24 protein-coding genes are annotated in these 24,784 nt (G+C 30.6%); 14 read left to right on the plus strand and 10 right to left on the minus strand.

Going from position 1 to position 24,784, the window contains the following annotated elements; translation table 11 throughout:
• Nucleotides 1-22: 22 nt before the first annotated feature.
• On the minus strand, nucleotides 23-667 hold the full coding sequence (locus Q0050_RS13115; RefSeq protein ID WP_298396649.1) for a DUF47 domain-containing protein: 645 nt from the start codon (nucleotides 665-667) through the stop codon (nucleotides 23-25).
• A gap of 156 nt (nucleotides 668-823) precedes the next feature.
• On the opposite strand from Q0050_RS13115, the gene Q0050_RS13120 reads away from it, so the two are divergent.
• The 3 genes from Q0050_RS13120 (at nucleotide 824) to Q0050_RS13130 (ending at nucleotide 4,716) form a co-directional block, all read left to right on the plus strand.
• Entirely contained in the window at nucleotides 824-2,452 is a 1,629-nt protein-coding gene (locus tag Q0050_RS13120) for an acyl-CoA carboxylase subunit beta (protein ID WP_298396652.1), read from the plus strand.
• 23 nt (nucleotides 2,453-2,475) lie between these two features.
• A complete protein-coding gene (locus Q0050_RS13125; RefSeq protein ID WP_298396654.1) occupies nucleotides 2,476-3,012 on the plus strand; it encodes a hypothetical protein in 537 nt (178 codons plus the stop codon).
• Nucleotides 3,013-3,099: 87 nt separating this feature from the next.
• Nucleotides 3,100-4,716 (plus strand): M1 family metallopeptidase, encoded by a 1,617-nt coding sequence (locus tag Q0050_RS13130; protein ID WP_298396657.1) that lies wholly within the window; start codon nucleotides 3,100-3,102, stop codon nucleotides 4,714-4,716.
• 1 nt (nucleotide 4,717) lies between these two features.
• Here the strand turns inward: Q0050_RS13130 and Q0050_RS13135 are convergent, their stop codons facing one another.
• Genes Q0050_RS13135 through Q0050_RS13145 form a run of 3 tightly spaced genes read right to left on the minus strand, consistent with a single transcriptional unit; the run spans nucleotide 4,718 to nucleotide 7,284 of the window.
• Nucleotides 4,718-5,062 carry a hypothetical protein gene (locus Q0050_RS13135; protein ID WP_298396660.1) on the minus strand — a complete coding sequence of 115 codons (345 nt, stop codon included), beginning with the start codon at nucleotides 5,060-5,062 and terminating at the stop codon, nucleotides 4,718-4,720.
• A 10-nt stretch (nucleotides 5,063-5,072) separates the two neighbouring features.
• Nucleotides 5,073-6,119 carry an AMP-binding protein gene (locus tag Q0050_RS13140; RefSeq protein WP_298396663.1) on the minus strand — a complete coding sequence of 349 codons (1,047 nt, stop codon included), beginning with the start codon at nucleotides 6,117-6,119 and terminating at the stop codon, nucleotides 5,073-5,075.
• On the minus strand, nucleotides 6,112-7,284 hold the full coding sequence (locus Q0050_RS13145; RefSeq protein WP_298396666.1) for a CPBP family glutamic-type intramembrane protease: 1,173 nt from the start codon (nucleotides 7,282-7,284) through the stop codon (nucleotides 6,112-6,114). The genes Q0050_RS13140 and Q0050_RS13145 overlap by 8 nt, the downstream gene beginning before the upstream one ends.
• 74 nt (nucleotides 7,285-7,358) lie before the next feature.
• Here Q0050_RS13145 and arsC point away from each other — a divergent pair, with 74 nt between their 5' ends.
• The gene (gene arsC, locus Q0050_RS13150; protein ID WP_298396669.1) at nucleotides 7,359-7,700 is read left to right on the plus strand and encodes an arsenate reductase (glutaredoxin); all 342 of its coding nucleotides are present in this window, start codon (nucleotides 7,359-7,361) and stop codon (nucleotides 7,698-7,700) included.
• Between the two features lie 99 nt (nucleotides 7,701-7,799).
• Entirely contained in the window at nucleotides 7,800-10,241 is a 2,442-nt protein-coding gene (locus Q0050_RS13155) for a TonB-dependent receptor (RefSeq protein ID WP_298396672.1), read from the plus strand.
• Between the two features lie 70 nt (nucleotides 10,242-10,311).
• Here the strand turns inward: Q0050_RS13155 and Q0050_RS13160 are convergent, their stop codons facing one another.
• Nucleotides 10,312-10,479, minus strand: coding sequence for a hypothetical protein (locus tag Q0050_RS13160; protein ID WP_298303856.1), 168 nt, complete (start codon nucleotides 10,477-10,479; stop codon nucleotides 10,312-10,314).
• Nucleotides 10,480-10,577: 98 nt separating this feature from the next.
• On the minus strand, nucleotides 10,578-11,648 hold the full coding sequence (gene corA, locus Q0050_RS13165) for a magnesium/cobalt transporter CorA (protein ID WP_298396675.1): 1,071 nt from the start codon (nucleotides 11,646-11,648) through the stop codon (nucleotides 10,578-10,580).
• A gap of 210 nt (nucleotides 11,649-11,858) precedes the next feature.
• Here corA and hutI point away from each other — a divergent pair, with 210 nt between their 5' ends.
• Nucleotides 11,859-13,097 (plus strand): imidazolonepropionase, encoded by a 1,239-nt coding sequence (gene hutI, locus Q0050_RS13170; protein ID WP_298396678.1) that lies wholly within the window; start codon nucleotides 11,859-11,861, stop codon nucleotides 13,095-13,097.
• Between the two features lie 95 nt (nucleotides 13,098-13,192).
• Complete coding sequence (locus tag Q0050_RS13175; protein WP_298396681.1) at nucleotides 13,193-13,624, plus strand: lipocalin family protein; 432 nt, start codon at nucleotides 13,193-13,195, stop codon at nucleotides 13,622-13,624.
• Between the two features lie 115 nt (nucleotides 13,625-13,739).
• Here the strand turns inward: Q0050_RS13175 and Q0050_RS13180 are convergent, their stop codons facing one another.
• Nucleotides 13,740-14,729 carry a hypothetical protein gene (locus Q0050_RS13180; protein WP_298396682.1) on the minus strand — a complete coding sequence of 330 codons (990 nt, stop codon included), beginning with the start codon at nucleotides 14,727-14,729 and terminating at the stop codon, nucleotides 13,740-13,742.
• A 130-nt stretch (nucleotides 14,730-14,859) separates the two neighbouring features.
• Nucleotides 14,860-15,747: a hypothetical protein gene (locus tag Q0050_RS13185; RefSeq protein WP_298396684.1), complete on the minus strand. Its 888-nt coding sequence runs from the start codon at nucleotides 15,745-15,747 to the stop codon at nucleotides 14,860-14,862.
• A gap of 100 nt (nucleotides 15,748-15,847) precedes the next feature.
• On the opposite strand from Q0050_RS13185, the gene Q0050_RS13190 reads away from it, so the two are divergent.
• The 7 genes from Q0050_RS13190 (at nucleotide 15,848) to Q0050_RS13220 (ending at nucleotide 20,678) form a co-directional block, all read left to right on the plus strand.
• The gene (locus tag Q0050_RS13190) at nucleotides 15,848-16,891 is read left to right on the plus strand and encodes a formimidoylglutamase (protein WP_298396686.1); all 1,044 of its coding nucleotides are present in this window, start codon (nucleotides 15,848-15,850) and stop codon (nucleotides 16,889-16,891) included.
• A gap of 14 nt (nucleotides 16,892-16,905) precedes the next feature.
• A complete protein-coding gene (locus Q0050_RS13195) occupies nucleotides 16,906-17,589 on the plus strand; it encodes a porin family protein (RefSeq protein ID WP_298396689.1) in 684 nt (227 codons plus the stop codon).
• Between the two features lie 36 nt (nucleotides 17,590-17,625).
• Nucleotides 17,626-18,021, plus strand: coding sequence for a hypothetical protein (locus tag Q0050_RS13200; protein ID WP_298396692.1), 396 nt, complete (start codon nucleotides 17,626-17,628; stop codon nucleotides 18,019-18,021).
• Between the two features lie 11 nt (nucleotides 18,022-18,032).
• The gene (locus Q0050_RS13205) at nucleotides 18,033-18,563 is read left to right on the plus strand and encodes a hypothetical protein (protein WP_298396695.1); all 531 of its coding nucleotides are present in this window, start codon (nucleotides 18,033-18,035) and stop codon (nucleotides 18,561-18,563) included.
• Between the two features lie 22 nt (nucleotides 18,564-18,585).
• Nucleotides 18,586-18,969 (plus strand): hypothetical protein, encoded by a 384-nt coding sequence (locus Q0050_RS13210; protein ID WP_298396698.1) that lies wholly within the window; start codon nucleotides 18,586-18,588, stop codon nucleotides 18,967-18,969.
• 5 nt (nucleotides 18,970-18,974) lie between these two features.
• Entirely contained in the window at nucleotides 18,975-19,325 is a 351-nt protein-coding gene (locus Q0050_RS13215; RefSeq protein ID WP_298396701.1) for a DUF2200 domain-containing protein, read from the plus strand.
• Nucleotides 19,326-19,427: 102 nt separating this feature from the next.
• Nucleotides 19,428-20,678: a DEAD/DEAH box helicase gene (locus Q0050_RS13220; RefSeq protein ID WP_298396704.1), complete on the plus strand. Its 1,251-nt coding sequence runs from the start codon at nucleotides 19,428-19,430 to the stop codon at nucleotides 20,676-20,678.
• Here Q0050_RS13220 and Q0050_RS13225 read toward each other — a convergent pair.
• The gene (locus Q0050_RS13225; protein ID WP_298396707.1) at nucleotides 20,675-22,876 is read right to left on the minus strand and encodes an ATP-binding protein; all 2,202 of its coding nucleotides are present in this window, start codon (nucleotides 22,874-22,876) and stop codon (nucleotides 20,675-20,677) included. The two genes, Q0050_RS13220 and Q0050_RS13225, sit on opposite strands and share 4 nt — an antisense overlap.
• A 93-nt stretch (nucleotides 22,877-22,969) precedes the next feature.
• Nucleotides 22,970-24,664 carry an energy-dependent translational throttle protein EttA gene (gene ettA / locus Q0050_RS13230; protein WP_298396710.1) on the minus strand — a complete coding sequence of 565 codons (1,695 nt, stop codon included), beginning with the start codon at nucleotides 24,662-24,664 and terminating at the stop codon, nucleotides 22,970-22,972.
• Nucleotides 24,665-24,784 lie beyond the last annotated feature (120 nt).

The raw sequence follows: 24,784 nt of genomic DNA on the forward strand, positions 1-24,784 counted from the left end.
AGAGAATTTTAAGTAAAATTATTTATGAATGTTTTACAGAAATTTGTTCCATTACGTTAGAAACACTTTTACATTTGTCTGATGCCATTTCTAAAGCTGAAAGTACTTCTTTATATTTGATGATATTTTTAGCATCCGTTTCGTTTTCAAAAATATCTGCTACTGCTTTATCAAATACTACATCAGCTTTGCTTTCAAGTTTATTGATTTTTTTGCAAGTTTCCTTAATCATTTTGATATTACTCATATCTTTCAATTGCTTGATGCCTTCTCCTATTAATTGACAAGCTTCAAGATTTATCTCAGTTAATTTTCTAATAGATTTAGTAATTTTATCAACTTGATATAATCTAATTCTACTAGCAGCACCGTGCATATTATCGGCCACGTTATCAATAGATTTAATTAAGGAGTGTATATCTTCTCTATCAAATGGAGTGATGAAATTTCTGCTTAATTCTAAGTGTGTTTTGTGAGTTATTTCTTCAATTGTTGCCTCAAGTTCTTCTATTTTTTTGAAATATTCTTCACGTTCAGCCTTTGGAGCATTTACAGCTTCGTGCAGCGTATCAGCTAAAATTATTAAATTTGCTGCAGCTTGTTCAAATAAAGGAAAGAACTTTTTATCTTTCGGTACAAAAAATTGAAAAATATTGTTTAGTGTCATTTTATATAATTTTGTGCAAATGTATTCAACTAATATTAAGAGAATGTTAAGTTACAAGAAATCTAGGTAAATAATATTATTTTGAATTTTATTACAAGAACTTCTTTTTTTCAAACGTTTTCGTACTTTAGCAAAACTAAAAATAAGCAATATTTTATGGATTTAAACTTCAACAAAAACGAAGATCATAACAAACTTTTATTATCTGATTTAAAACAAAAATTTGCCAAAGTCAAACTTGGAGGTGGCGAAAAACGTATAGAAAAATTACATGCAGAAGGTAAAATGACTGCAAGAGAACGTATTGATTATTTGCTTGACAATAAATCTAATAGCATTGAAATTGGTGCTTTTGTAGGTGACGGAATGTATGCCGAACACGGAGGATGTCCTTCTGGTGGCGTTGTGGTTAAAATCGGATATATCTCAGGAAAGCAATGTATTGTTGTTGCCAATGATGCTACTGTAAAAGCTGGTGCGTGGTTTCCTATCACTGGAAAGAAAAATCTCCGTGCGCAAGAAATTGCAATGGAAAATCGTCTTCCAATAATCTATTTGGTCGATTCTGCTGGAGTTTATTTGCCTATGCAAGACGAAATCTTTCCCGATAAAGAACATTTTGGTAGAATTTTTAGAAATAATGCGATAATGTCAAGTATGGGAATTACGCAAATTGCCGCAGTGATGGGAAGCTGTGTTGCTGGTGGTGCTTATCTTCCGATAATGAGTGACGAAGCAATGATTGTTGACAAAACAGGAAGTATTTTTCTTGCCGGAAGTTATTTAGTTAAAGCTGCTATCGGAGAAAACATCGACAATGAAACACTTGGTGGAGCAACAACACATTGCGAAATCTCAGGTGTTACTGATTACAAAGCAAAAGACGACAAAGATGCATTAGATCGCATTAAAAATATTGTTGGAAAAATTGGCGATTACGATAAAGCGGGTTTCAATAGAGAAAAACCTCAAAAACCGGCTTTAAACGAACAAGATATTTACGGAATCATTCCAAAGTCTCGTTCAGATCAATATGATATGATGGAGGTTATCAAACGATTGGTTGATAATTCTGAAATGGATATGTACAAACCTGATTACGGGAAGTCAATAATCACTTGTTATGCACGAATCGATGGTTGGGCTGTGGGAATTGTGGCTAATCAACGAACCGTTTCTAAAACTAAAAAAGGTGAAATTGAATTTGGAGGTGTAATTTACTCCAGTTCAGCTGATAAAGCTACCCGATTTATTGCCAATTGTAATCAAAAAAAGATTCCGTTAGTTTTCCTTCAAGACGTAACTGGTTTTATGGTTGGAAGTAAATCAGAACACGGCGGCATTATTAAAGATGGTGCCAAAATGGTAAACGCTGTTTCTAATTCGGTTGTGCCTAAATTTACGGTTGTTGTGGGGAATTCTTATGGTGCAGGAAATTACGCAATGTGTGGCAAAGCTTATGATCCAAGATTAATTTTTGCTTGGCCAAGTGCCGAATTAGCTGTTATGGGTGGAACGCAAGCTGCAAAAGTATTAGCACAAATTGAGGCTTCTTCATTAAAAGCTAAAGGTGAAACGGTCGATGAAACAATAGAAAAAGAATTGTTTGATAAAATCAAAGCAAAATATGACGCACAGGTTTCTCCTTATTATGCAGCATCACGATTGTGGACAGACGCTATCATCGATCCATTAGAAACAAGAACTTGGATATCAATGGGAATTGAAGCCGCAAACCACTCACCTATTGAGAAAAAGTTTAACTTGGGTGTGATTCAGGTTTAGTGTTTTCAAACTCAAGGTAGATATTGGAAAATCTAAAAATTAACTATATGAAAAAACTGTTTATTATTTTTTTATTAAATATTGTTTGCTTTTTAACAACATCTTTTAATCAAAAAGAACAAAATAATTTAGAAAACGGTTTTTATTATTTATCTGAAAATGAAAAAGATAGTAAATTGGTCAATGATATAAATCCAAACTATAATATTGTCTATGGAATTGAAAAGAATCCAATTTTAACATCCAGTGATTTTCTTGATGTTGCTATTTCCAATGAAACGTGTATTAACGAAAAAAGTGATGATCGTGCGATTGATATAAATTTAAATGAAAGCGGAAGAAAAAAGTGGAAAGTCGCAAAAAAAATACTTACTAAAAGTAATGAAAGTTTTGTTTTAATTTTCGAAAATAAAGTTATTCTTGTAATGGATCATTGTTCTCATGGTGAATTGGAATTGTTAAAAATACACATCCATTTGAACAATAAAAATGTAAAACTTTTTAGTTCAACTATTAACCAAGAAATAGAATATTACAAATTAAATAACTCTAAAAAATAATTAAAAAGTAAAGTTGCAACCGTTATTATTTTCTTCTTAGTAACAAATCATCAAAAGAAACTACATATACTATCAAATACTATCGTTATGAAAAAAATCTTTATTATTGGTTTCGCTTTTATTGGTTTTCAAACTATATTTTCACAAAACTTTACAAGAAGAGATTCTTTGCAAGGCGGTTTGCGTCTAGAACGTACTTGTTACGATGTGCAACGATATGATTTAAATATCACTATAAATCCAGAGGAAAGAACTATAGTAGGATTCAATGATATTTCATTTAAAGTAGTTGAAAAATCAGCTAAAATTCAAGTCGATTTGTTTGAAAATATGAAAGTTGATTCGATTGTTTTCAATGGAAAAAAGCTAGAATACAAGCGCGAATTTGATGCAGTTTTTATTGATTTTCCAAATGATTTGACAATTAATGCTTCTGAAAAAATTCGTTTTTATTATTCTGGTAAACCTAAAGTGGCCAAAAATGCACCTTGGGATGGCGGATTTGTTTTTAGAAAAGACAAACAATCAAAGCATTGGATTGGAGTTGCAGTTCAAGGAACTGGAGCTAGTTTATGGTATCCAGTTAAAGATTCACAAACTGATGAACCTAACCTTGGTGCGACTATCAAAGTTGCTGTACCAAACGGATTAATGAATGTTTCTAATGGCCGATTTACTGGATCTGAAGATTTAAAAAACGGCTATACACGTTGGGATTGGGAAGTAAAAAATCCGATAAACAATTATGATATCACAGTGAATATTGCCGATTACGCTCACATTCACGATAATCACGACGGACTTGATTTAGATTATTATGTTTTGCGTGATAATGAAGAAACAGCCAAAAAACATTTTGAAGAAGTAAAACCAATGATGGATTGTTTTCAAGCGAAATTCGGAACGTATCCTTTTGCTAATGATGGCTACAAATTGGTTGAAACTCCTTATTTAGGTATGGAGCATCAAAGTGCTGTAGCTTATGGCAATAAGTACAAAAAAGGTTATATGGGAAGTGACTTATCAATGACTGGAGTTGGCCTTTTATTTGATTATATAACTATTCACGAAAGTGGCCACGAATGGTTTGGAAACAGCATCACATCGGCTGATATTGCAGATATGTGGATTCACGAAGGTTTCACGCAATATACCGAAATTGTTTATATCGAATGTCAGTATGGTTATGAAAAAGCTATGAAATATGCACGTGGATTGCATAAAAATGTACAAGGTGATCGACCAATAATCGGAACTTGTTGTGTTAATCACGAAGGTTCAGGTGATATGTATCCAAAAGGAGCTTTACTTTTAAATACATTGCGTCACGTTTTTAATAACGACGAGTTGTGGTGGAAAACAATTTTGAAATATTCTGAAACATTCCGTCATAAAATCATCGATACACCAACAGTAATTGCCTTTTTTAATGAAGAAAGTAAAATGGATCTTACGCCAATTTTCAATCAATATTTGAATTACAAAAAAATACCAGTCTTAGAACTAAAACTAAGTAAAAACAAATTAGAATTTGAATGGAAAACCGATGTAACCGATTTCAAAATGCCTATTGATATTAAAGTTAATGGTCAAGAAATTAGAATCGAGCCAACCAACAAATGGAAAAAATCGAAATTCAAAATCAAATCTTTAGACGAGGTTGAAGTGCTTACAAATGAGTATTTTGTAAAAGTTTCAAAATAGTCTAGAATTTGCCATAAAAACTTGATATGTCAAAGTAAACCGATTTTTCTTCACCATTTGAAGTTATAATTCGCATCGTGTCATATTGTTTTCCGTTTTTGGAACCTGAACCTTGGCTTACCAATTTGTAACCTGGATACATTTCTTTTAGTTTTGAATAAACTTTAGAAACACCTGTCATTTCATCTTTTGCTTTGATAATTATCGCATTTTCATAAGATGAACCATCTTGAACACCTGAAACAATTGAAGTATCATTTGATTCAGTTGTAGTTGTTTCCTTTGTTTTCGTTGTAGAACACGACAGTAAGGAACCAATTAGTATAATTAATGCCACTTTTTTCATAATAATCTATTTAAGTTAAACTCTCTTTTCTCAAAATTTTACCGTTCTCAGTTTCTTTAAATTTTGAAACAAAGACAATTTCTTTCGGACGTTCATATTTGTCCAAACCTTCAAATATAACTTTATCAATATCATAGGATTCGCCTTCAATAATCAAAATTACTTTTTCGCCCAATTCAGCATCTTCTTTGGATGCGATAAAAAATCTGCGGTTTATTTTTCCGTCTAATTTTTTCTCTACTTGCTCGGGCATAATTTTTACGCCACCACTATTCACAATATTATCTATTCTTCCTAGAAACAAAAATTGGTTTTCATTTACCAATTCTACTAAATCATTTGTGATTACAGTATCTTCTGCAATAACATTTGGTGCGTGAATCACTAGACAATTTCTTTCATCATAACTAATTGTCACATTTGGTAAAACTGTAAATGCCTTCTCTCCTACTTTTTTAGCTGCAATATGTGTTATGGTTTCGGTCATACCATAAGTTTCGTATACATCAGTTGGTAGTTTAGCAAGATCTTTTTCTAAATTTTTACTGATTCTTGCACCTCCAACAATTAATTTTTTCACATTTTTTAATTCTTTAAGAGAATTTTGAGCTTGCATTGGTACCATCGCGACAAAATCATAATTGGTATCATCCAAATTTTCCATCGGATGCGATGTTGGAGCAACATAATCTAAATCTAAACCAAGAATTATCGAACGAATTAACATCATTTTTCCGGCAACGTATTTTACTGGTAAACATTGCAACGCACGATTACCAGGTTGTAAACCAAAAAAATCACCTGTAGCTAAAGCTGAATTTACCATAGCTTGTTTTTCAACTCTAATTGTTTTTGGAATTCCTGTTGAGCCTGAAGTTTTCATTTCAACATAGGATTTTCCGTCGAACCAATCCAAAAGAAAATCGCCAACGGGTTTTTCCCAATCGTCACCTTCTTTTATAAAACTGTAAGCCACACGGCACAAGTCATCTTTATCAAAATGAAATCCATTTAATTTAAATGAATTATGAACGTTTTCGTAAGTTGGATTAATCATTGTTTATTTCGTTTGAATTAGTTTCTAATTTGATTTCGCCTGTAAGTTTTTCTTTCCAATCGGTCCATTTATATTTTTTTCCAAAAAGTAAAAGTAATAATGGAAATACAACAAAAACTGGAATAATTATTTCTAAACCAGCCGAAGGTTCAGAAACATCTTTAAAAATAGAATTGGTTTGCAGTGCCGACCAATCAGAAGTTACTAATAATGCCGTAACCAAATTATTGGCTGCGTGAAATCCTAGTGCCAATTCCATTCCATCGTCCATCAATGTGATGATTCCTAAAAATAAGCCTGTACCGATATAGTAAACCATTATTAGGTTACCCATTTTATCAACTTCTGGATTGAAAAAATGCATTCCACCAAATATAAATGAAGTTATCAGCAATGGAAATAATTTACTTTTTCCAATATTGAATAGTTTTTCATAAAAATTAGTTTCAAAAAAATTAAATTTTGTTAATAAGATATCCAACAAAACGAGTATTATTAAAGTTATAATAAACAACACAAAGTTCCAAATAAGTGCTAAAAATTCTATATCAATAATTGTTGCAATTATTGATTTTAGCATTAAAAAAATTGGTACAAATAGTAATGAATAAAAAATTCCAATAATAAATTTTTTATTTAAAGAACCATTTGCAAATCCTTGTATTAAATATCCTCTAAAAACATATTCTTCTGTACTGGTTTGAATCGGTATAAAAATTACTCCTATTAGTACTAAAATCAAAAACGGAACAGGTTTAAAATTCCAAACGATTTCTTCAGGATTCAAATAATAACTAACTAAAACACTGGCAATGGTAAACAAAGCCCATAAGAAGAAAGAAAAGAAAACGCGCTTCCAATCGATTTTACTTCTTGATGTGGTGACTTCTAAAATAGTTTGTTTATGAAAATATTTTACCACAAGAAAAACACCAGCTAATCCAAAAACAAAAGAAAGCATTATCAAAAATAAAGATAAATTAGAATCCAGCATTTTAAGCATTCCAGCACTATCTGTAGGAATTTCTCCACCATCAAATGTTTTAAAAATCAAAGCTATCCCAAATGGGAGTTGTCCGATTACAGACGCTAAAAAGATTACTAACGAACCAACCAAGTACTTCCAAAAGGGATTTTCTTTTTTTACACCTTGCTCTAAAAACATAATTTTATCAAATTTAAATTTTAATAAAAATACTATAATTATTGCAATATTTATTTAATTTACACAAAAAATATATGATAACAATTTACCACAATCCAAGATGCGGAAAGTCGCGCGAATGTTTGGCTTTCTTAGAAAATTCTGATGAAGCGTTTGAAGTAATTAAGTATTTAGAAAAACCATTAACATTCAATGAATTAAGTACTTTGATAAAAAAGCTAAACTTGAAACCAATAGAAGTTGTTAGAACCAAAGAATCTATTTGGATTTCTAATTTCAAAGGAAAGGATTTATCAGATGAACAAATCGTTAATGCAATGGTCGAATATCCAATTTTGATGGAACGTCCTATAGCTGTGAAAGGCAATAAAGCAGTGATTGCAAGACCATTTGACAAGGTTAAAAGTATACTTTAACGTTCTTTAACTTCTTTTAACAAACCTTTGTGATTTGATGGTTAAACGAAGGATTAGTTTTGTAGTCTAATTAGGATTATGAAATATAAACATCAAACTATGAAAAAAATTAAATTCTTTTTAACTTTAGCGTTGTTGCTAAGTACATTTTTAAATTATTCGCAACAAAGACCTGAAGGTAAAAAGGTTAAAGTATCAGGAAAAATCGTAGAAAAAGTAAGCAGTCAACCGCTTGAGTATGCAACCGTTTCTTTAGTCAACACTACTACAAACAAAATTACCGCAGGAGGAATTACCGATGCTAAAGGTGAATTTAATTTTGATGCTTCACCAGCAACTTACAACGTAAAAGTTGAATTTATTTCTTTTAAACCACTTGAAATTAAAGGAAAAGAAATTAAAGATAATACTAATTTAGGTACTATTTCACTTGAAGATGAAAGTACGAAACTAAATGAAGTTATCATTCGTTCAGAGAAAACTACTGTTGAAATCAAACTTGATAAAAAAGTTTACAATGTTGGTAATGATTTAATGGTAAAAGGTGGAACAGTTAGTGATGTGTTAGATAATATTCCATCGGTTGCTGTTAGTGCTGAAGGTAACATAAGTTTAAGAGGTAACGAAAATGTTAGAATCTTAATTGACGGAAAACCTTCAAACGCTATTAATATTAATGACGCTTTAAGAATGCTTCCTGCTGATGCCATTGATAAAGTGGAAGTTATTACCAATCCATCGGCTCGTTATGATGCTGAAGGTGGCGGTGGTTTATTAAACATCATCCTTAAAAAAGGTAAAACTAATGGTTTAAATGGCGTAATTATTGCCAACACTGGTTATCCTGATAATCACGGTTTGAGTGGGAATTTAAACTACAAAACAACTGAGTTTAATTTATTCACAACTCAAGGATACAACTACAGAAACAATCCGGGTAACTCGTTAGTAGAAACTGAATATTTGAATGCAAGTCCTACAGCTCCAAGATTCATTAATGAAACTAGAGATAACGACAGAATCAATAAAGGATACAATGGTAACTTTGGTGCTGAATGGTTTTTAGATAAAAATACAACTTGGACAAATACTGTTAACTACAGAAAGACAACTGGAGATAACCAAGATAATGTGTTTTTTGATAGACAATTTACAAATTCAAGTTTGAATAACATCCAAAGTCGTATCAATTTTGAAGATGGAAAAAGTGAAAACGTTGATTTCTCATCTAACTTAATTAGAAAATTTAAAAAAGACGGTCACAAACTAACTATTGATACTCAATTTTCTAAAAATAGTGATGATAACATTGCAACTATTATTGATAGCCAAGAAGGAACTGATGCAACGATTAGTATTCAAAGACAAAATCGTAATTTAATTCAAGCTGATTATGTTTTACCAATCGGAAAATCAATGCAACTTGAAGCAGGTTACCGTGGAGATTTTTCAGAACTTGATACAGATGTTACCGTTTTTAACGAAGGTGTTGTAAATACTTTATTCACAAATAATTTAGTTTACAAAGAAAAAGTAAATGCACTTTATACTCAATACGGATTTAAAGTTAGTAAATTTTCTGTTTTACTTGGTATGCGTTGGGAAGATTCTAATATTGATATCAACCAAATTACAACAAGTGATTTCAATAACAAAAGATACAATAACTTCTTTCCGAGTGCCTTTTTTACTTATGAAATAAGTGATAAAACTAACGCATCTATTAGTTATAGTAAAAGAATTCAACGACCTAGAGGAAGACAAATTAATCCTTTTAGCAACTATTCAAGTAATATTAACATCTTTCAAGGAAATCCTGATTTAGATCCGGCGATGACTGATGCTATTGATTTAGGTTTTCTTAAAAGTTGGGAAAAAGTGACTTTGAACACTTCATTGTATGTAAATAAAACTACGGATTCGTTTCAGTTTGTTAGAAGAGAATCAGGTACATTTGTAAATGGAATTCCGGTTATTGTGAGTTCTCCAATTAATTTGGCTACTGAATACAGAGCAGGATTTGAATTTACATTAAACTACACACCTTACAAATGGTGGAAATTAAACAGTAACTTTAACTTTTTTAGAGTAGAAACGCAAGGTGATTTTACTTATACAAACTTCCAAAATACGCAAGTAACTCAAAATTTTGATAATATAGCTAGTTCGTGGTCGACTAGATTAACTTCAAAAATTACTTTACCAAAAAAGATTGATTGGCAAACTAACGCCACTTATAACGGACCGCAAAACAATGCACAAGGTAGAAGTTTAGGTGTTTTTGCTATGAATTTAGCGTTCAGTAAAGATGTTCTTAAAGATAAAGGAACCGTTTCATTAAACGTAAACGACGTTTTTAATTCAAGAAAAAGAATTATGGAAACTAATATTCCTAATTTAATCAATTCTTATGCTGAAATGCAATGGAGAGAAAGACAAGTTACTCTATCGTTTACTTACCGTTTTAACAAACCTAAAAACGAGCGAGACAGACAACCAAAGAGAAATCAAGATAATGATGGTGGAGATTTTCCAGGATAATCAAGCCACATAACATACAATAAAAAAAGTCCCAATTGCTTGGGACTTTTTTATTTTAAAACAAAACTAATTAAGCTTGTTCTAATTCTCTTTTAGCTTTTCTTTCTTTCAAAAGTTCTCTTGTAGCACCAAATATCCAATAGAATACGAAGTGAATTAAGAAAATCATCAACCAAAAACCAATAGTTAAAATGGTTAAGAAAAGTAAAAAACCTAAATACTGTTGTAAAGTAAACATGTTTTTTATAGAATTTAATGTATATACTCGTCAAAGGTAATTGATAATTTTCTTTTGGGCAATAAATCTCAAATAATTATTAACTACTTTCTTAACAATTAATACCACTTGCGTTTTTTAAAGTAAATTATCATACCTAATAATAATACAAACATAAATCCGAGGATGATAAAATAGCCATATTTCCAATGTAATTCAGGCATATTGTCAAAATTCATTCCATACACACCTACTATAAACGTTAATGGCATAAAGAAAACAGAAACCACAGTTAACGTTTTCATCACTTCATTCATTTTGTGGTTTTGCATCGAAAAATAAAAGTTTGAAGCACTATCTAAGGTTGTGGAATCGTATTCAATTTGTTCAAGTAATTCTAAACTCTTTTGATGCAAACGATCAAAAAAACTATAATTTTCTTTTTCAATTGAATTAAAAACGTTGTCATCTTTCATACTCTTAATAGAATATAAAGAATCGCGCAACGGAATTATGGATCGTTTCAAGAAATTAAAATTATCACGATGCTTTTCAATCTGTTCTAAAGTCGCCGGACTTGAACTTGTTTTGGATAAATTAATTAATTCTTCTACTCTATCTTCTTCATTTTCAATTGTTATGTAAAAATTCTCCATTATGGCATCCAACAATAAATACAACAAATAATCAGCTTTCTTTTCTCGAACAATTCCTGAATGGGTTCGAATTCTTTCACGCAAATGTTTGAAAAAATCACTTCTTTTTTCTTGAAAAGAAACTAGTATTCCGTTTTTTAACAAAAAACTAATTTGCTCCACAGCAATATTATCAGAATTCTCAACGGGTAACAAAGATTTAATGTTAAAAAACAAAACGTCGTGGTATTCATCTAATTTTGTTCGCTTCGTGGTGTTCAAAATATCACCCAACATAAAATTATCTACCATCAAGTAATCGCCAACCGATTTTATAAAATTTACATCATTTAAACCGTGAATATTCAACCAATTTACTTTATTTAAGTCTATATTGTCATTCAATTCAGCTACGGTCAATTCTTTGCATTCAATCAACTCTTCGTTATTATAAACAAATAGTTGCATTGCAGTTTCAACAGTTTTGTGTATTCCGGTGTAGTCCAAGAATGTAGGCTGCACTTTTCGACCTTTTTTATATTTTATTTTTCGCACGAATTCAAATTTTGTCTAAATTTAAAGATTATTATTATTTAAAAAGTATTTTTACTGAAATTAGTGCGATGAAAGTTTTAAATGTAACGAAACTTACAACATCGACTTCAAGTATAAGTTTGACAGAAAAAGAAATTGGATTAAACAAACAAAAATTATAAACGGCGTTCCAACCTTCAAATTAATTAGAAAAATACGATATTATTAATAATGACAACCTTAATTACCAACATACAAGAGCTACTTCAAATTAGAGATGCATCTATTAAAAAAGTATCAGGTGCAGAAATGGCCGTTTTACCTTCTATCAAAAATGCCTTTTTATTGATAAAAGACGATTTAATAGCTGATTTTGGACCAATGGAAAACTGCCCGAAAATCAATACTGATGAAGTAATTGATGCTTCTGGTAAAGTTGTTCTTCCGGCTTGGTGCGATAGTCATACGCACATTGTTTATGCCGCAAATAGAATTCAAGAATTTGTTGATAGAATTAACGGATTGAGTTATGAAGAAATTGCCAATCGTGGTGGTGGAATTTTAAACTCAGCAAAAAAACTAAACGAAACATCCGAAGAGGAAATTTACAATCAATCTAAGCTTCGTTTAGAAGAAATTATGAATCAAGGAACTGGAGCAGTCGAAATTAAGTCTGGTTATGGTTTAACCGTTGAAGGTGAATTAAAAATGCTTCGTGTAATAAAGAAATTGGCTAGTAATTATCCCATAAAAATCAAAGCTACTTTTTTGGGCGCACACGCTTTTCCAGCTGAATTTAAAGAAAATCATTCGGGTTATATAGATTTGATTATCAATGAAATGCTTCCTAAAATAGCCGACGAAAATTTAGCCGATTATATCGATGCTTTTTGTGAAACTGGCTATTTTTCGGTTGCTGAAACCGAACGAATAATGGAAGCTGGAAAACACTATGGTTTGATTCCGAAGATTCACGTAAACCAGTTTACTGCCATTAACGGAATTGCTGCTTGCGTAAAACATAATGCACTTTCTGTAGATCATCTTGAGGTTGTAACCGATGAGGATATCGCTGTTTTAAAAGAATCCAATACGATGCCAGTTGCTTTGCCGTCTTGTTCATTTTTCATAAGTATTCCGTATACACCAGCACGAAAAATGATGGAAGCAGGATTACCATTGGCTTTAGCGACCGATTTCAATCCGGGCACAACACCATCAGGAAATATGAATTTTGTTGTTGCCACTGCTTGTATAAAAATGAAAATGACACCCGAAGAAGCCATTAATGCAGCCACAGTAAATGGAGCATACGCAATGGGAATTGAAAAAACCCACGGAAGTATTACTTTAGGTAAAAAAGCTAATGTTATTATTAGTAAACAAGTTACATCTTTTTATCAACTTCCCTATTCTTTTGGAACTGATTTAATTGATAGCGTATTTATTGAAGGAAATAAGATAAAGTAGTGACATTTGATTATATTATTTTACGATTGATTTTCAATTTTAAAATTTTATATATTTGTTTGCATAAACTATAAATAAACTAAAAAACAAAACCTATGATTAAATTTAAAAAACTTTTCTTGTGCAGTGTTCTTTCTATAGGATTACTCTCTTGTAGTAAAGATGACGACTCTAATAACGCTGCAGCAGTAGCACTTGCTGGTAAATGGCAGTTTACAAAAACCGGTACAATTAATAGCAATAATCAAGAAGTACTAACCGATTATCAACACGAGTCTGGTTGCACAAAAGATTTTATTGAATTAACAGCTGCTGGAGTTCTAAAAAGTCACGAGTTTGAAAATCCAAACTGTCAGGAAACTATTAGTACAGCTTCATATTCTAGAAATAATAACACCATCACAATTACTTATCCTGGTGATCCAGCTATTAATGGTGAAATTTTGGAACTTACTAATACAACCTTAAAAGTAAAGTTTGTAAGCTCTGGAATAACTGATGTAGATATTTTAACTCGTATTCCATAACTAAAAATTTAAAATAGATTCTAAATATTTAAAAAAAACCTCGCTTAGTAAATCTAAACGAGGTTTTTTGATTTTATATTTAATTATACTTCTGAAAATAGGATCTAATTTTTAATTACTTTAGAGTAAAACTTGCTCTTCCAACCAATTCATCTCGGTCAAATATTGAAATGAAATAAGTGCCTTTTTCAAAATCTTTTTTAACAAATTCGATACTGTAATCTTGTTGTTGATTATCATAATTTATAGCTTTTGTTAAACTATAGGTCAACGATTGGTTGTCAAAATACTCCGTTATACGTCTGCCTAAAACATTGTTTTTTCCGTCAATAATTTGAATGTATAAAGTTTTTTCTCCTGCAGTAACCGATTGGTTTTCATTAAGCGTGAAATTGATTTTAATTAAATCGGCTTTTCCTGCAGCGTTGGTTTCTATAAGTTTTGATACGGATTTAATAACGTAAGCACCAGCTTTTACATTAGATAAAGAAACTTTGACCGGTTTTTCCGTTTTAACAATAGTAATTGTTTTTTTTACTTCAGGTTCTTGTTTTGGTTGTTCTTTCTTTCCAAAAAAATCATCAGTTTTAGTTTTGGATGGTTCTGATTTATTTGTAATTACAACTTCTTTCTTTACAGGAATTGTTACGGGAATAACTGCTTTTTCTATTTTAGGCTGTATAACTTTTGATGCAACTTTTTGTTTTTCTTGCTTGATTGTGATATTGGTTTTCTTATTTTTCAACACAACAATTTCATCAACCAAAAGTCTCATTTTAGATTCTAATGATTGGTATTCGGTTTTGTATTTAATTAAAGCTTTAGCGTCATTTTTACTTTTTTCTAATTCTGATACGAGCAACTGCACCTTTTCTCTTTCGGCTTCTAATGCATTGTATGTATTGGTTTTATCGGCAATTTTAGAATCATACATTTTTTTTAGTTCTTCAATCTCTTGCATCACTTTTTTATCATCAATAATTGCATTTGATTCCGAATGGTTTGTGTTTGGATTACCCATTATATAACCAATAGTTCCTGCCAAAAGCATTAGCAATAGGCCAATGATTGCAATTAAAATGGTAATACTTTTTTTGCTGTTCATTTTTGAATGGATTTCATTACAAAATAACATTAAAAAGCACTAACCAAAGCGTTGATAAACTAGCAAGTTATAAACAAAAAAGGTGTTTACCGAAGCAAACACCTTTATCTATTTTGAATTAATAATTAGATTATCTCAAAGTAAAACTCGATTTTGAAACCAATTCAGACTTATCAAAAACATTCACAAAGTAAGTTCCTTTTGGAAAATCTTTACCTGGTAAATCTCTAACGACATCTACGGTTTTATTTTCATATTTCACAACCGATGTAAAGCTGTAAGTCAAAGATTTATCACCAAAACTTGTAGTAACTTTATCTCCAAGTACATTGTTTTTTCCGTCAATTACTTGAACATAATAGGTTTTATCACCAGATTTAGCAACGCTGTTTTCAGCAATAGTAAAACTAACTTTCAAGATATCTACTCTACTTGCTTTGTCAGTTTCAACTTGTTTACCAGAACTTTTAAGTTTATAAGAACCTGTTTTTAAGTTCAATACTGATAACTTAGAAGCTTTTTCAACTGTTTTAGAAAGTTCTTCGTTTTGACCAACTAATACTTGATTGTAATTTTTAGCCTCTGTCAAAACCACTTTAGTACTGTCTAAATTGGTCGTTAAAGTTTTATTTTCCTTTTTCAAAACAGCTACTTCCTGCATTAAACTAGTCATTTTAGTTTGTAAAGCAGCAACCTGTTGTTTGTATTTAGACATTGTAGCAGCGCTATCACCTTTAGATTTTTCTAATTGTGCCATTAAACCTACTACTTTTTCTCTTTCTTCAATCAACTCATCCGACATCGATGTATTTTCAGCAATTGCAGCATCATACGTTGCTTTAAGCTCTTCTAAATCTTTAAGAACATTGTCTTTTTCAGTTTTTACAGACGATACTTCTGTTTCAAGTGTTTTTGTATCTGTAGTTAATTTGAAGATGTAAAATAAACTTCCTAATAATAACAACGAAAGTATTAGGATGACCGCTTTTAATGATGAATTTCCTTTTTGATTTTCCATTTTTTGTAGATTTAATTTATACAAATTTAATAATATTATATGTAGTCTAAACGTATGTTAACATAATTATATTATTTTTGAACAAAGATTTATTTTTCTAATGGAAAAACTTATTCGCTTTACAGCATCCGATTTATCAAAAATTACAAACCATAGAAGTGGCGAAGTAAAATTTGGAGAAAAAATGGTCACCATTCCCAAAGATCAAGAAATTGCTAAATTTCTCAAAGAATGTGAACAACAATTTGTTCTATTAGGAATTCCCGAAGATATTGGTGTTAGAGCCAATTATGGTAGACCTGGAGCAAATTCGGCTTGGGATAGCGCCATAAAAAGTATTGCCAATATTCAACACAATCGTTTTTGTAAAGGATCTCAAATTGTAGTTTTGGGCGCACTAGATGTTGCAACTGAAATGGAATTGGTACAAAATCTAGATTTTAATGTTACCGAAGACCGAAAAAAATTGAGTGAATTAGTTGTAAAAATTGATAAAGAAGTAGCTCACATAATTTCAGTAATCGTAAAAGCTGGTAAAATTCCGATAGTGATTGGTGGCGGACACAATAATTCGTACGGAAATATAAAAGGTACAGCACTCGGAAAAGGAAAACCTATTAACGCGGTGAATTTTGATGCGCATTCTGATTTTAGAATTTTGGAAGGTCGTCATAGTGGTAACGGATTTTCTTATGCTTATGAAGAAGGTTTTCTTAAAAAATATTTCATTTTTGGCTTGCACCATTGTTACACTTCTAAAAGTGTTCTTGACAGACTTAAAACTTTAAAAGACAGAGTTCTGTACAATACATACGACAGTATGAAAATTAAAATGACTAAAAATTTTAATACTGAAATGCAATTTGCTCTAGATTTTATTAAAAATGATCATTACGGAATTGAAATTGATTTAGATTCGATTCCAAATATACCTTGCAGTGCGATGACCTTAAGCGGATTTTCTGTTGAAGAACTACGCCAATTTATTTATTTCTTCGGAAATCATCAAAATGCTGCTTACATTCATATTTGTGAAGGCGCTCCAAGTTTAGACCACGATAAAAACAGTCATTTGGTAGGAAAATTAATTGGTTATCTAGTAACCGATTTTATCAAAGCAAAAACCGTAGTTGAACTAAGTTAAAATAAAAAATCGCAATGAAAAAACTAATTTTATGTTGTCTAATTATTCTTTCCAATTTCACATTTGCACAAAATTCTAAAGTCAAATTAGGATTTCAAGGCGGACTAAACTATTCTAATTTTAGAGGTTATACTATTCCAGAAATTTATAAACCAGTTTATGATGAAAGTCCTGCATTTGCTTACTTAGGCGGAATTAATTTGGAATATCAATTGAATCCAAAATTAAGTTTGAGAACGGAAATCAATTACGAACGTAAGAGTCAAAAAGCAGACAACAATATTCAAATAAGACAAAACTTTGATGATCCGGTTCAGGATTATAATTTTACTTCAAAAAGAAATTATGACTACATAGTTGTTCCAATTTTAGTAAAATATTGCTTTACTAATGAAGACAGTTTTTATTTGAATAGCGGACCTTTTGTTGGATTTTTATTGCAATCTAAAGTTACAAATGATCTTAATGTTTCAGGTTTTAATTCTTCTGATTTAAGCACTACTAAAGATACCAAAAAGAATGATTTTGGACTGTCCTTTGGTATCGGAAAAAACTTTGATTTGAACAATAACAAAACTATTTCAATCGAAATAAGAGAAAATCTTGGTCTAACCAACATCAGTAAAGTCGATGTTTGGAATGGTGGAACATTAAAAACAAACTCCATAAATTTACTAGTTGGATTTTCTTTTAATTAAGAATTGAAAAATAAAAACTTTTAATTGCATCAAATTGTGAAACAATTTAGAATCATTTTTTTGCTTACTTTTTTTTCATTAACAAATGTATTTGCTCAAAAAACTAATGCCGAGAAAATAGTTGGATGTTGGATTTTAAAAAAAATAGAATTCAATTCAAAAGATGAGTTTTCAGAAGAACTAATTAAGGATTCTAAAAATTCAAGAGTATGTTTTGATTCTAGTGGAAAATTTGTTACAACAAAAGAAAATGAAACGACGCCAATTGAAGGTAGTTACAAAGTATTAAGCGATGACAAAACCATTACTCAAACTACTACTTCAGAAGATAACGTAAATCAAATTGAAATTGATGCTCAAATTGTAACTATTGATGATAAAAATTTATCCATCAAAATGGAACTTGGGATTATCTATTTCGAAAGAGAATAAAAAATAAAGCTATGAGAAAATTGTTGTTATTGTTAACTATTCAATTTTTATTTTTTTCTTGCGAAGAAAAATTAAAAAGTCAGTTTCCAAAATTTGACAGCAATGGTACTCGAATAGTTTACAACGAAGAAGAATATAGTAATCTCTTGACAAAAAATAATAACATAAAAGTAATTACTGTCGATACATTTTGTGAAAACAGTATAAAAAGAGTCAAAAGTGATATCAAAAAAGGTAAATTAGTATTTTTTAATTCTAATAATTTAATTCTTACAAGGCAAATTTCTGATATATTAAAAAAGTATGGAATCGAAACAAGAACATACGCAAGAAGTTGTATTAGATTGAATGGTTTTAATCCGTATTGTTATCAAGATTTAATGAATGAAGAAGTCGTTAAAAAATATGGTCCAAAATTTATTGATTCAATAACAGAACTTGCAAAAAGAAATTATGTTGTAGAAAATCCAGATAAAGTATTAATGGAGAACGGAAAAGATCTTAGAGAAAAGTATTTAAATAAAAATATCTCCAAGAATTAATTTAATTATTATAAACTGAAAAATGAAAAAATCACTTATACTTTTACTAATTATTATAACCGCATTTATTACTATATCGTGTTCTAAAGATGATGATAAACCAAATAACTACCAAGGTAATTGGAGCGGAAGTATTAGTGGTGATCTAGATGGAACTTGGACAGGAAGAATCACATCAACAGGAAATTTTTCTGGAAAAGTTATTACTACACAGTCAAGTCCAGATCACGATTTAAATTTGGCTGGTCAGGTAAATGAAAATGGTGTTTTGGTAGGAACAATGAACAATACTACTTTCAATATCACAATTAAAATGACTGGAAATTTTCAAACTACAACAGGCAACGGCACTTGGATATTCAATGGCGCAGGAATGCAAGGCACTTGGATTGCCTCAAAGGAATAAATGTTATGCAAAAACACCGAATTTTTACTACGTCATTTGCAAGCGTTTATCCACATTACGTTAATAAAGCAGCTAAAAAAAATCGTTCTAAAGATGAAGTTGATGAAATAATCCTTTGGCTAACAGGTTACTCTCAAATTCAATTAGATGAACTTATTTTAAACAAAGTTGATTTTGAAAACTTCTTTGAAAACGCACCACAATTAAACGAGAATGTTTCAAAAATAACGGGTGTTATCTGTGGTTATCGGGTAGAAGAAATTGAAGACCAACTAATGCAAAAAATTCGTTATTTAGACAAACTAGTTGACGAATTAGCTAAAGGAAAAGCAATGGATAAAATTTTAAGAAAGTAAAATTAAAATGGTTTTTTCTTTTAAACTTGGTATCAAAATTTAGCTTAATTAAATATAACCTATCTTTGCAGTCACTTGAAACAGTTCAAGACGATTACAATTATGACATTCAACGATTTAAATTTATTAAAAAACATACAACAGGCATTAACCGAAGAAGGTTATGAATCGCCTACTCCTATTCAGCAACAAGCTATTCCTATTATTCTAGAAGGAACCGATTTAGTTGGTTGTGCTCAAACTGGTACCGGAAAAACAGCTGCTTTTGCTATTCCGATCATTAATGCGCTACACAGAATTGTGGGTTCGTCTTCTAAAAAGAAATATATTAGAACTTTGGTGGTAACGCCAACAAGAGAATTAGCCATACAAATTGATGAAAGTTTTAACACTTACGGAAAATATACCAATATTCGTTCGATGGTTATATTTGGTGGCGTTAGTCAAGTACCGCAAGTAGATCAATTAAAAAAAGGAATTGATATTCTTATCGCAACTCCAGGAAGACTTTTAGATTTACACAAACAAGGCTTTATAGACTTAGATCATTTGCATTTTTTGGTTTTAGATGAAGCCGATCAAATGTTGGATATGGGATTTATCAATGATGTAAAGAAAATCGTAAAACTTACTCCTGATAACCGACAAACGCTTTTATTTTCGGCTACAATGCCAATGGCAATTCGTGAACTAGCCGATACTTTTTTAAGAAAACCCAAGTATGTTTCTGTAGATCCAGTTTCTTCTACTGCTGAAAAAGTAAATCAAAAAGTCTATTTTGTAGGTAAAGAAGATAAAAGGAAGTTATTATATCATATCATCAGAAACGATAAACTCGAAAACGTTTTGGTTTTTACTCGAACTAAACACGGTGCAGATAATGTGGTTAAAGCATTAAAGAAAAATAATGTAACTGCTGAGGCAATTCACGGTGACAAATCTCAGAATGCAAGACAGCGCGTTTTAGATGCTTTTAAAAATAAAGAAATTTCAGTTTTAGTGGCTACCGATATTGCAGCTCGCGGAATTGATATTGAGAGTTTACCTTATGTAATAAATTTTGATATTCCGAATATTTCAGAAACTTATGTACACCGAATTGGTCGAACCGGACGAGCAGGAAACAGTGGTTTGGCAATATCGTTTTGTGCAAAAGACGAACAACCTTATTGGAAAGATATTGAAAAACTAATAAAAATAAGTGTTAAGGTAGAAAAAGAACATCCGTATCCATATACTAATGAAGTTCCAAATCCGGATGCAAAACCTGATTTGAGAAACAAAAAGAAACCTGAAAACGGTACTTCAAGAAAATCAGATGCTTCTAAAAAGAATAAAAAACGTTGGTATTAATCAACGTTTTTTTTGTTTACTAAGTTATTTATAACTTGAAAAAGTCTAGCTTGTTCAAATGGTTTTATGATAATATCATTCATTCCACTTGACAATGCTTGTTCTGTGATTTCTTGTTTGTCAAATGCTGTAAGCGCAATAACTGGTGTGGTTATTCCTTTTTTTCGAATAAGCTTTGTAGTGTCAAATCCGTTTATAATGGGCATATTGATGTCCATTAATATTACATCAAAATATTCTTTATCCAATAACTCGATTGCTGCATAACCATCATCAAGAATGGTACATTTTAAATTGTTGCTTTCTAATATCTTTTTTGTCACGATTTGGTTTATTTTATTGTCTTCTACAACCAATATTTTATAAAAATTATTAGAAGACAAGTCTACATCAATGTTGTTTATAATTTCATTCTTTTTAGTTTCATCCGCTTCAAAACCAATTGTAAATGAAAAAGTAGTTCCTTTGCCTTCTTCACTTTCAAGTTCAATTTTACTACCAAACAACTCCGTTAACCTTTGAACTATGGATAATCCTAAACCTGTTCCTTGGTAATCGCCTTCTTTGCGTTCGATTTGAACAAATTTTTCAAAGATTTTCTCTTGATCTTCTTTGGCAATTCCAATTCCGTTATCTTTCACTTGAAAATTGATAAAGTGTTCTGTTCCTTCAATACGATCAACTTTCGCAATTACTTCAACAATTCCATCTTTCGTAAATTTTAAGGCATTACTAACTAAATTCATAAAAATTTGAGACAATCGAAGTTTGTCACCAATCAAAAATTCAGGAATAGCTTCATCAATATCTGCGATAAGTTGATTATCATTTTTTACTGCAATAAATTCAAGAGAATCTACAATAGTTTTTATTTCATCAGAAATATTAAAAATCATACTCTCTAAAGTAATTTTGTTTTCCTCAATTTTATTTATTTGAAGTAAATCATTTACAAGCGAAAGCAAATATCTGGCTGAAAATTTAAGTGAATTTAAATGAGGACTGTTAGCCAATTCTTTATGCTCATCTAGAATAATATTGGTTATTCCAACCACACCATAAAGTGGTGTCCTTAATTCGTGACTAATTGTTGAAACAAATTGCGTTTTTAGTTGTGAAGCGACTTCGGCTTTTTCTTTAGCAATTTTTAATTCTTTATTTGCTTCTTGCAATTCTCTATTAGATTCATCTCTAAAGACATTATTTTTATACAAAGAGTAAAGTAACAATAGTAGAATAAACAAAATAATAACAAAAAGTAAAACAATCAACTTAGATTCCTTTAAATCTTTAGATTGTTTGGTTTTTTCATTTTCAATTTTATCAATTTGTCGTTGATATTCAGCAAGTTCTATTTCACTTCCTGCTAATTTTACTTTCTTTATTCGTTCTTCATTATATACTTTATCTTTTAAATCATGATGAAGATTTAGATAATAAAAGGCTTTTTCATAATTTTTATTTTTTTTGTAATGCTTTGAAAAGTCGTTATAAACATCGCAAATATTTGAATCTAAAAATTCAGAAGTATTTTGTTTACTTAAAGCAATGGCTTTATTAAAGTAGGATTCTGCCTCAGCATTATTATTATAAAAACTAAAATACGAACCCATCATTGTATAGTAAGATATTTTCGCTTCCAATTCATTACTTGAAAAAATATAAGCTTTAGAACTATTGAGATAAACGATACCATTATTAAAATCTTCGGTAGCAAAATAAGCAGACGCAATGTTCAAATTGGTATACATTATCTCAATCGAATCTTTAATTTTCTTCGAAAAATAAAGTGCCTTTTTGTAATAAACTATACTCTTTTTAAAATCATTTTTTCTATAAGAATAATAACTACCAATATTGTTATTTACCCAATCTTGAATCGAATCATTTTTAGCTAATTCAGCATGCTTTAAAGCTTTAAGGTAGTAATCTAATCCTTTATCTGGATTATAAAATTCTTCAAAATTTAGTCCAATTACATTATAGGCTTTGGCCATTAATGCATCATCATTAATTTTGTAGGCGTTGTCTAAAGCTATTTTAGATAGTTTAAGCGATTTATCTACATCTAAACTAAAAAAAGCCGTTCCAGCTTCCATCAAGGTTTTTTCAATTTCTTTTTTAGATTGAACTTGACTAGTTGCTAACTGACAAAAGGTTAACGCAATAAGGATGATTAAATTTTTGTAAATTTTCAAATCGGTTTTATTATGCAATTACTAAAAATATAGTTTAAATCTTAAAAATATAAAAAATCCCAAAATAAATTGGGATTTTTTACAAATATATAATTAATTTCTAATAAGTTTTTTATATTTCAATCGTTTTGGTGTTAAATCTCCGCCAAGTCGTTTTTTCTTATTTTCTTCATATTCAGAAAAACCTCCTTCGAAATAGTACACTTGTGAATCACCTTCAAAAGCTAAGATATGCGTACAAATTCTATCTAAAAACCATCTATCGTGTGAGATAACAACTGCACAACCTGCAAAATTTTCTAAACCTTCTTCAAGAGCACGAAGTGTGTTGATATCTAAATCGTTCGTAGGCTCATCTAATAAAAGTACGTTTCCTTCTTCTTTTAGTGTCATTGCCAAGTGCAAACGGTTGCGTTCACCACCAGAAAGTGCCGAAACTTTTTTGTTTTGCTCACTTCCGCCAAAGTTGAATCTCGATAAATATGCTCTTGAATTTACTTGTCGTCCGCCCATCATTATTAATTCTTGTCCATCACAAAAATTTTCCCAAATCGATTTGTTTGGATCAATGTTAGAGTGGGATTGATCAACATAGGCAATTTTTACTGTTTCACCAATACTAAATGTTCCGCCATCAGATGTTTCTTCGCCCATTATCATTCTAAAAATGGTAGATTTTCCTGCTCCATTTGGTCCGATGATACCTACGATACCTGCTTGTGGTAACGTAAAATTTAAATCATCATATAATAATTTCTCTCCAAATGCTTTAGCAACACCTTTAGCTTCAATAACATTAGTACCCAAACGCGGACCATTTGGAATGTAGATTTCTAATTTTTCATCTAATTCTTTTTGATCTTCGTTTAACAGCTTATCATAGTTTTGAAGACGAGCTTTTTGTTTGGTTTGTCTTCCTTTGGCACCTTGTCTTACCCAATCAAGCTCACGCTCAAGCGTTTTTCTTCGTTTGGAAGCCGTTTTCTCTTCTTGTTCCATACGTTTTGATTTTTGATCTAACCAAGATGAATAATTCCCTTTCCACGGAATTCCTTCTCCTCTATCCAATTCAAGAATCCATCCAGCAACATTGTCTAAGAAATACCTGTCGTGCGTAACTGCAATTACGGTTCCTGCGTATTGCGCTAAATGTTGTTCTAACCATAAAACTGATTCAGCATCTAAATGGTTGGTTGGCTCATCAAGCAGTAATACATCAGGTTGTTGCAGTAATAAACGACATAAAGCAACACGACGACGTTCACCTCCAGAAAGATGTTTGATTGGTGTATCACCATCAGGAGTTCTCAAAGCATCCATTGCTATTTCTAATTTGGTATCTAATTCCCAAGCACCAGAAGCATCAATTTTATCTTGCAATAAAGCTTGACGTTCCATCAATTTGTCCATTTTGTCAGCGTCTTCATAAACTTCTGGCAAACCAAACATATCATTAATTTTGTTAAACTCATCAAGAATTGCAACGGTTTCAGCAACACCTTCTTTTACAATTTCGATAACCGTTTTAGAATCATCAAGAATTGGTTCTTGTTCTAAATAACCCACTGTATAACCCGGTTGAAAAACCACATCGCCTTGATAATTTTTATCAACTCCAGCTATAATTTTTAATAATGATGATTTTCCAGAACCGTTAAGTCCTAAGATTCCAATTTTAGCTCCATAAAAGAAACTTAAATAAATGTTTTTCAACACTTGTTTATCACTTCCTTGATACGATTTACTCAATTTTTGCATTGAGAAAATCACTTTCTTATCGTCTGACATAGTATATATTAGATATTAGATTTTAGATATTAGATTTTAGATATTAGATTTTAGATATTAGATTTTAGATATTAGATTTTAGATATTAGATTTTAGATATTAGATTTTAGATATTGGATA

Origin of the sequence: Flavobacterium sp., from assembly GCF_027483985.1 — a bacterium.
Taxonomy (GTDB): domain Bacteria; phylum Bacteroidota; class Bacteroidia; order Flavobacteriales; family Flavobacteriaceae; genus Flavobacterium.

What these genes read in the sequence shown, in the direction of transcription:
- Q0050_RS13145 (WP_298396666.1), bottom strand. Translation starts at nt 7,284, where the DNA reads ATGTTTTTAGAGCAAGGTGTAAAAAAAGAAAATCCCTTTTGGAAGTAC.
- Q0050_RS13195 (WP_298396689.1), top strand. Translation starts at nt 16,906, where the DNA reads ATGAAAAAACTAATTTTATGTTGTCTAATTATTCTTTCCAATTTCACA.
- hutI (WP_298396678.1), top strand. Translation starts at nt 11,859, where the DNA reads ATGACAACCTTAATTACCAACATACAAGAGCTACTTCAAATTAGAGAT.
- Q0050_RS13185 (WP_298396684.1), bottom strand. Translation starts at nt 15,747, where the DNA reads ATGGAAAATCAAAAAGGAAATTCATCATTAAAAGCGGTCATCCTAATA.
- Q0050_RS13120 (WP_298396652.1), top strand. Translation starts at nt 824, where the DNA reads ATGGATTTAAACTTCAACAAAAACGAAGATCATAACAAACTTTTATTA.
- ettA (WP_298396710.1), bottom strand. Translation starts at nt 24,664, where the DNA reads ATGTCAGACGATAAGAAAGTGATTTTCTCAATGCAAAAATTGAGTAAA.
- Q0050_RS13210 (WP_298396698.1), top strand. Translation starts at nt 18,586, where the DNA reads ATGAAAAAATCACTTATACTTTTACTAATTATTATAACCGCATTTATT.
- Q0050_RS13140 (WP_298396663.1), bottom strand. Translation starts at nt 6,119, where the DNA reads ATGATTAATCCAACTTACGAAAACGTTCATAATTCATTTAAATTAAAT.
- Q0050_RS13115 (WP_298396649.1), bottom strand. Translation starts at nt 667, where the DNA reads ATGACACTAAACAATATTTTTCAATTTTTTGTACCGAAAGATAAAAAG.
- Q0050_RS13155 (WP_298396672.1), top strand. Translation starts at nt 7,800, where the DNA reads ATGAAAAAAATTAAATTCTTTTTAACTTTAGCGTTGTTGCTAAGTACA.
- Q0050_RS13135 (WP_298396660.1), bottom strand. Translation starts at nt 5,062, where the DNA reads ATGAAAAAAGTGGCATTAATTATACTAATTGGTTCCTTACTGTCGTGT.
- Q0050_RS13190 (WP_298396686.1), top strand. Translation starts at nt 15,848, where the DNA reads ATGGAAAAACTTATTCGCTTTACAGCATCCGATTTATCAAAAATTACA.
- Q0050_RS13160 (WP_298303856.1), bottom strand. Translation starts at nt 10,479, where the DNA reads ATGTTTACTTTACAACAGTATTTAGGTTTTTTACTTTTCTTAACCATT.
- arsC (WP_298396669.1), top strand. Translation starts at nt 7,359, where the DNA reads ATGATAACAATTTACCACAATCCAAGATGCGGAAAGTCGCGCGAATGT.
- Q0050_RS13215 (WP_298396701.1), top strand. Translation starts at nt 18,975, where the DNA reads ATGCAAAAACACCGAATTTTTACTACGTCATTTGCAAGCGTTTATCCA.
- Q0050_RS13220 (WP_298396704.1), top strand. Translation starts at nt 19,428, where the DNA reads ATGACATTCAACGATTTAAATTTATTAAAAAACATACAACAGGCATTA.
- Q0050_RS13180 (WP_298396682.1), bottom strand. Translation starts at nt 14,729, where the DNA reads ATGAACAGCAAAAAAAGTATTACCATTTTAATTGCAATCATTGGCCTA.
- Q0050_RS13175 (WP_298396681.1), top strand. Translation starts at nt 13,193, where the DNA reads ATGATTAAATTTAAAAAACTTTTCTTGTGCAGTGTTCTTTCTATAGGA.
- Q0050_RS13130 (WP_298396657.1), top strand. Translation starts at nt 3,100, where the DNA reads ATGAAAAAAATCTTTATTATTGGTTTCGCTTTTATTGGTTTTCAAACT.
- Q0050_RS13205 (WP_298396695.1), top strand. Translation starts at nt 18,033, where the DNA reads ATGAGAAAATTGTTGTTATTGTTAACTATTCAATTTTTATTTTTTTCT.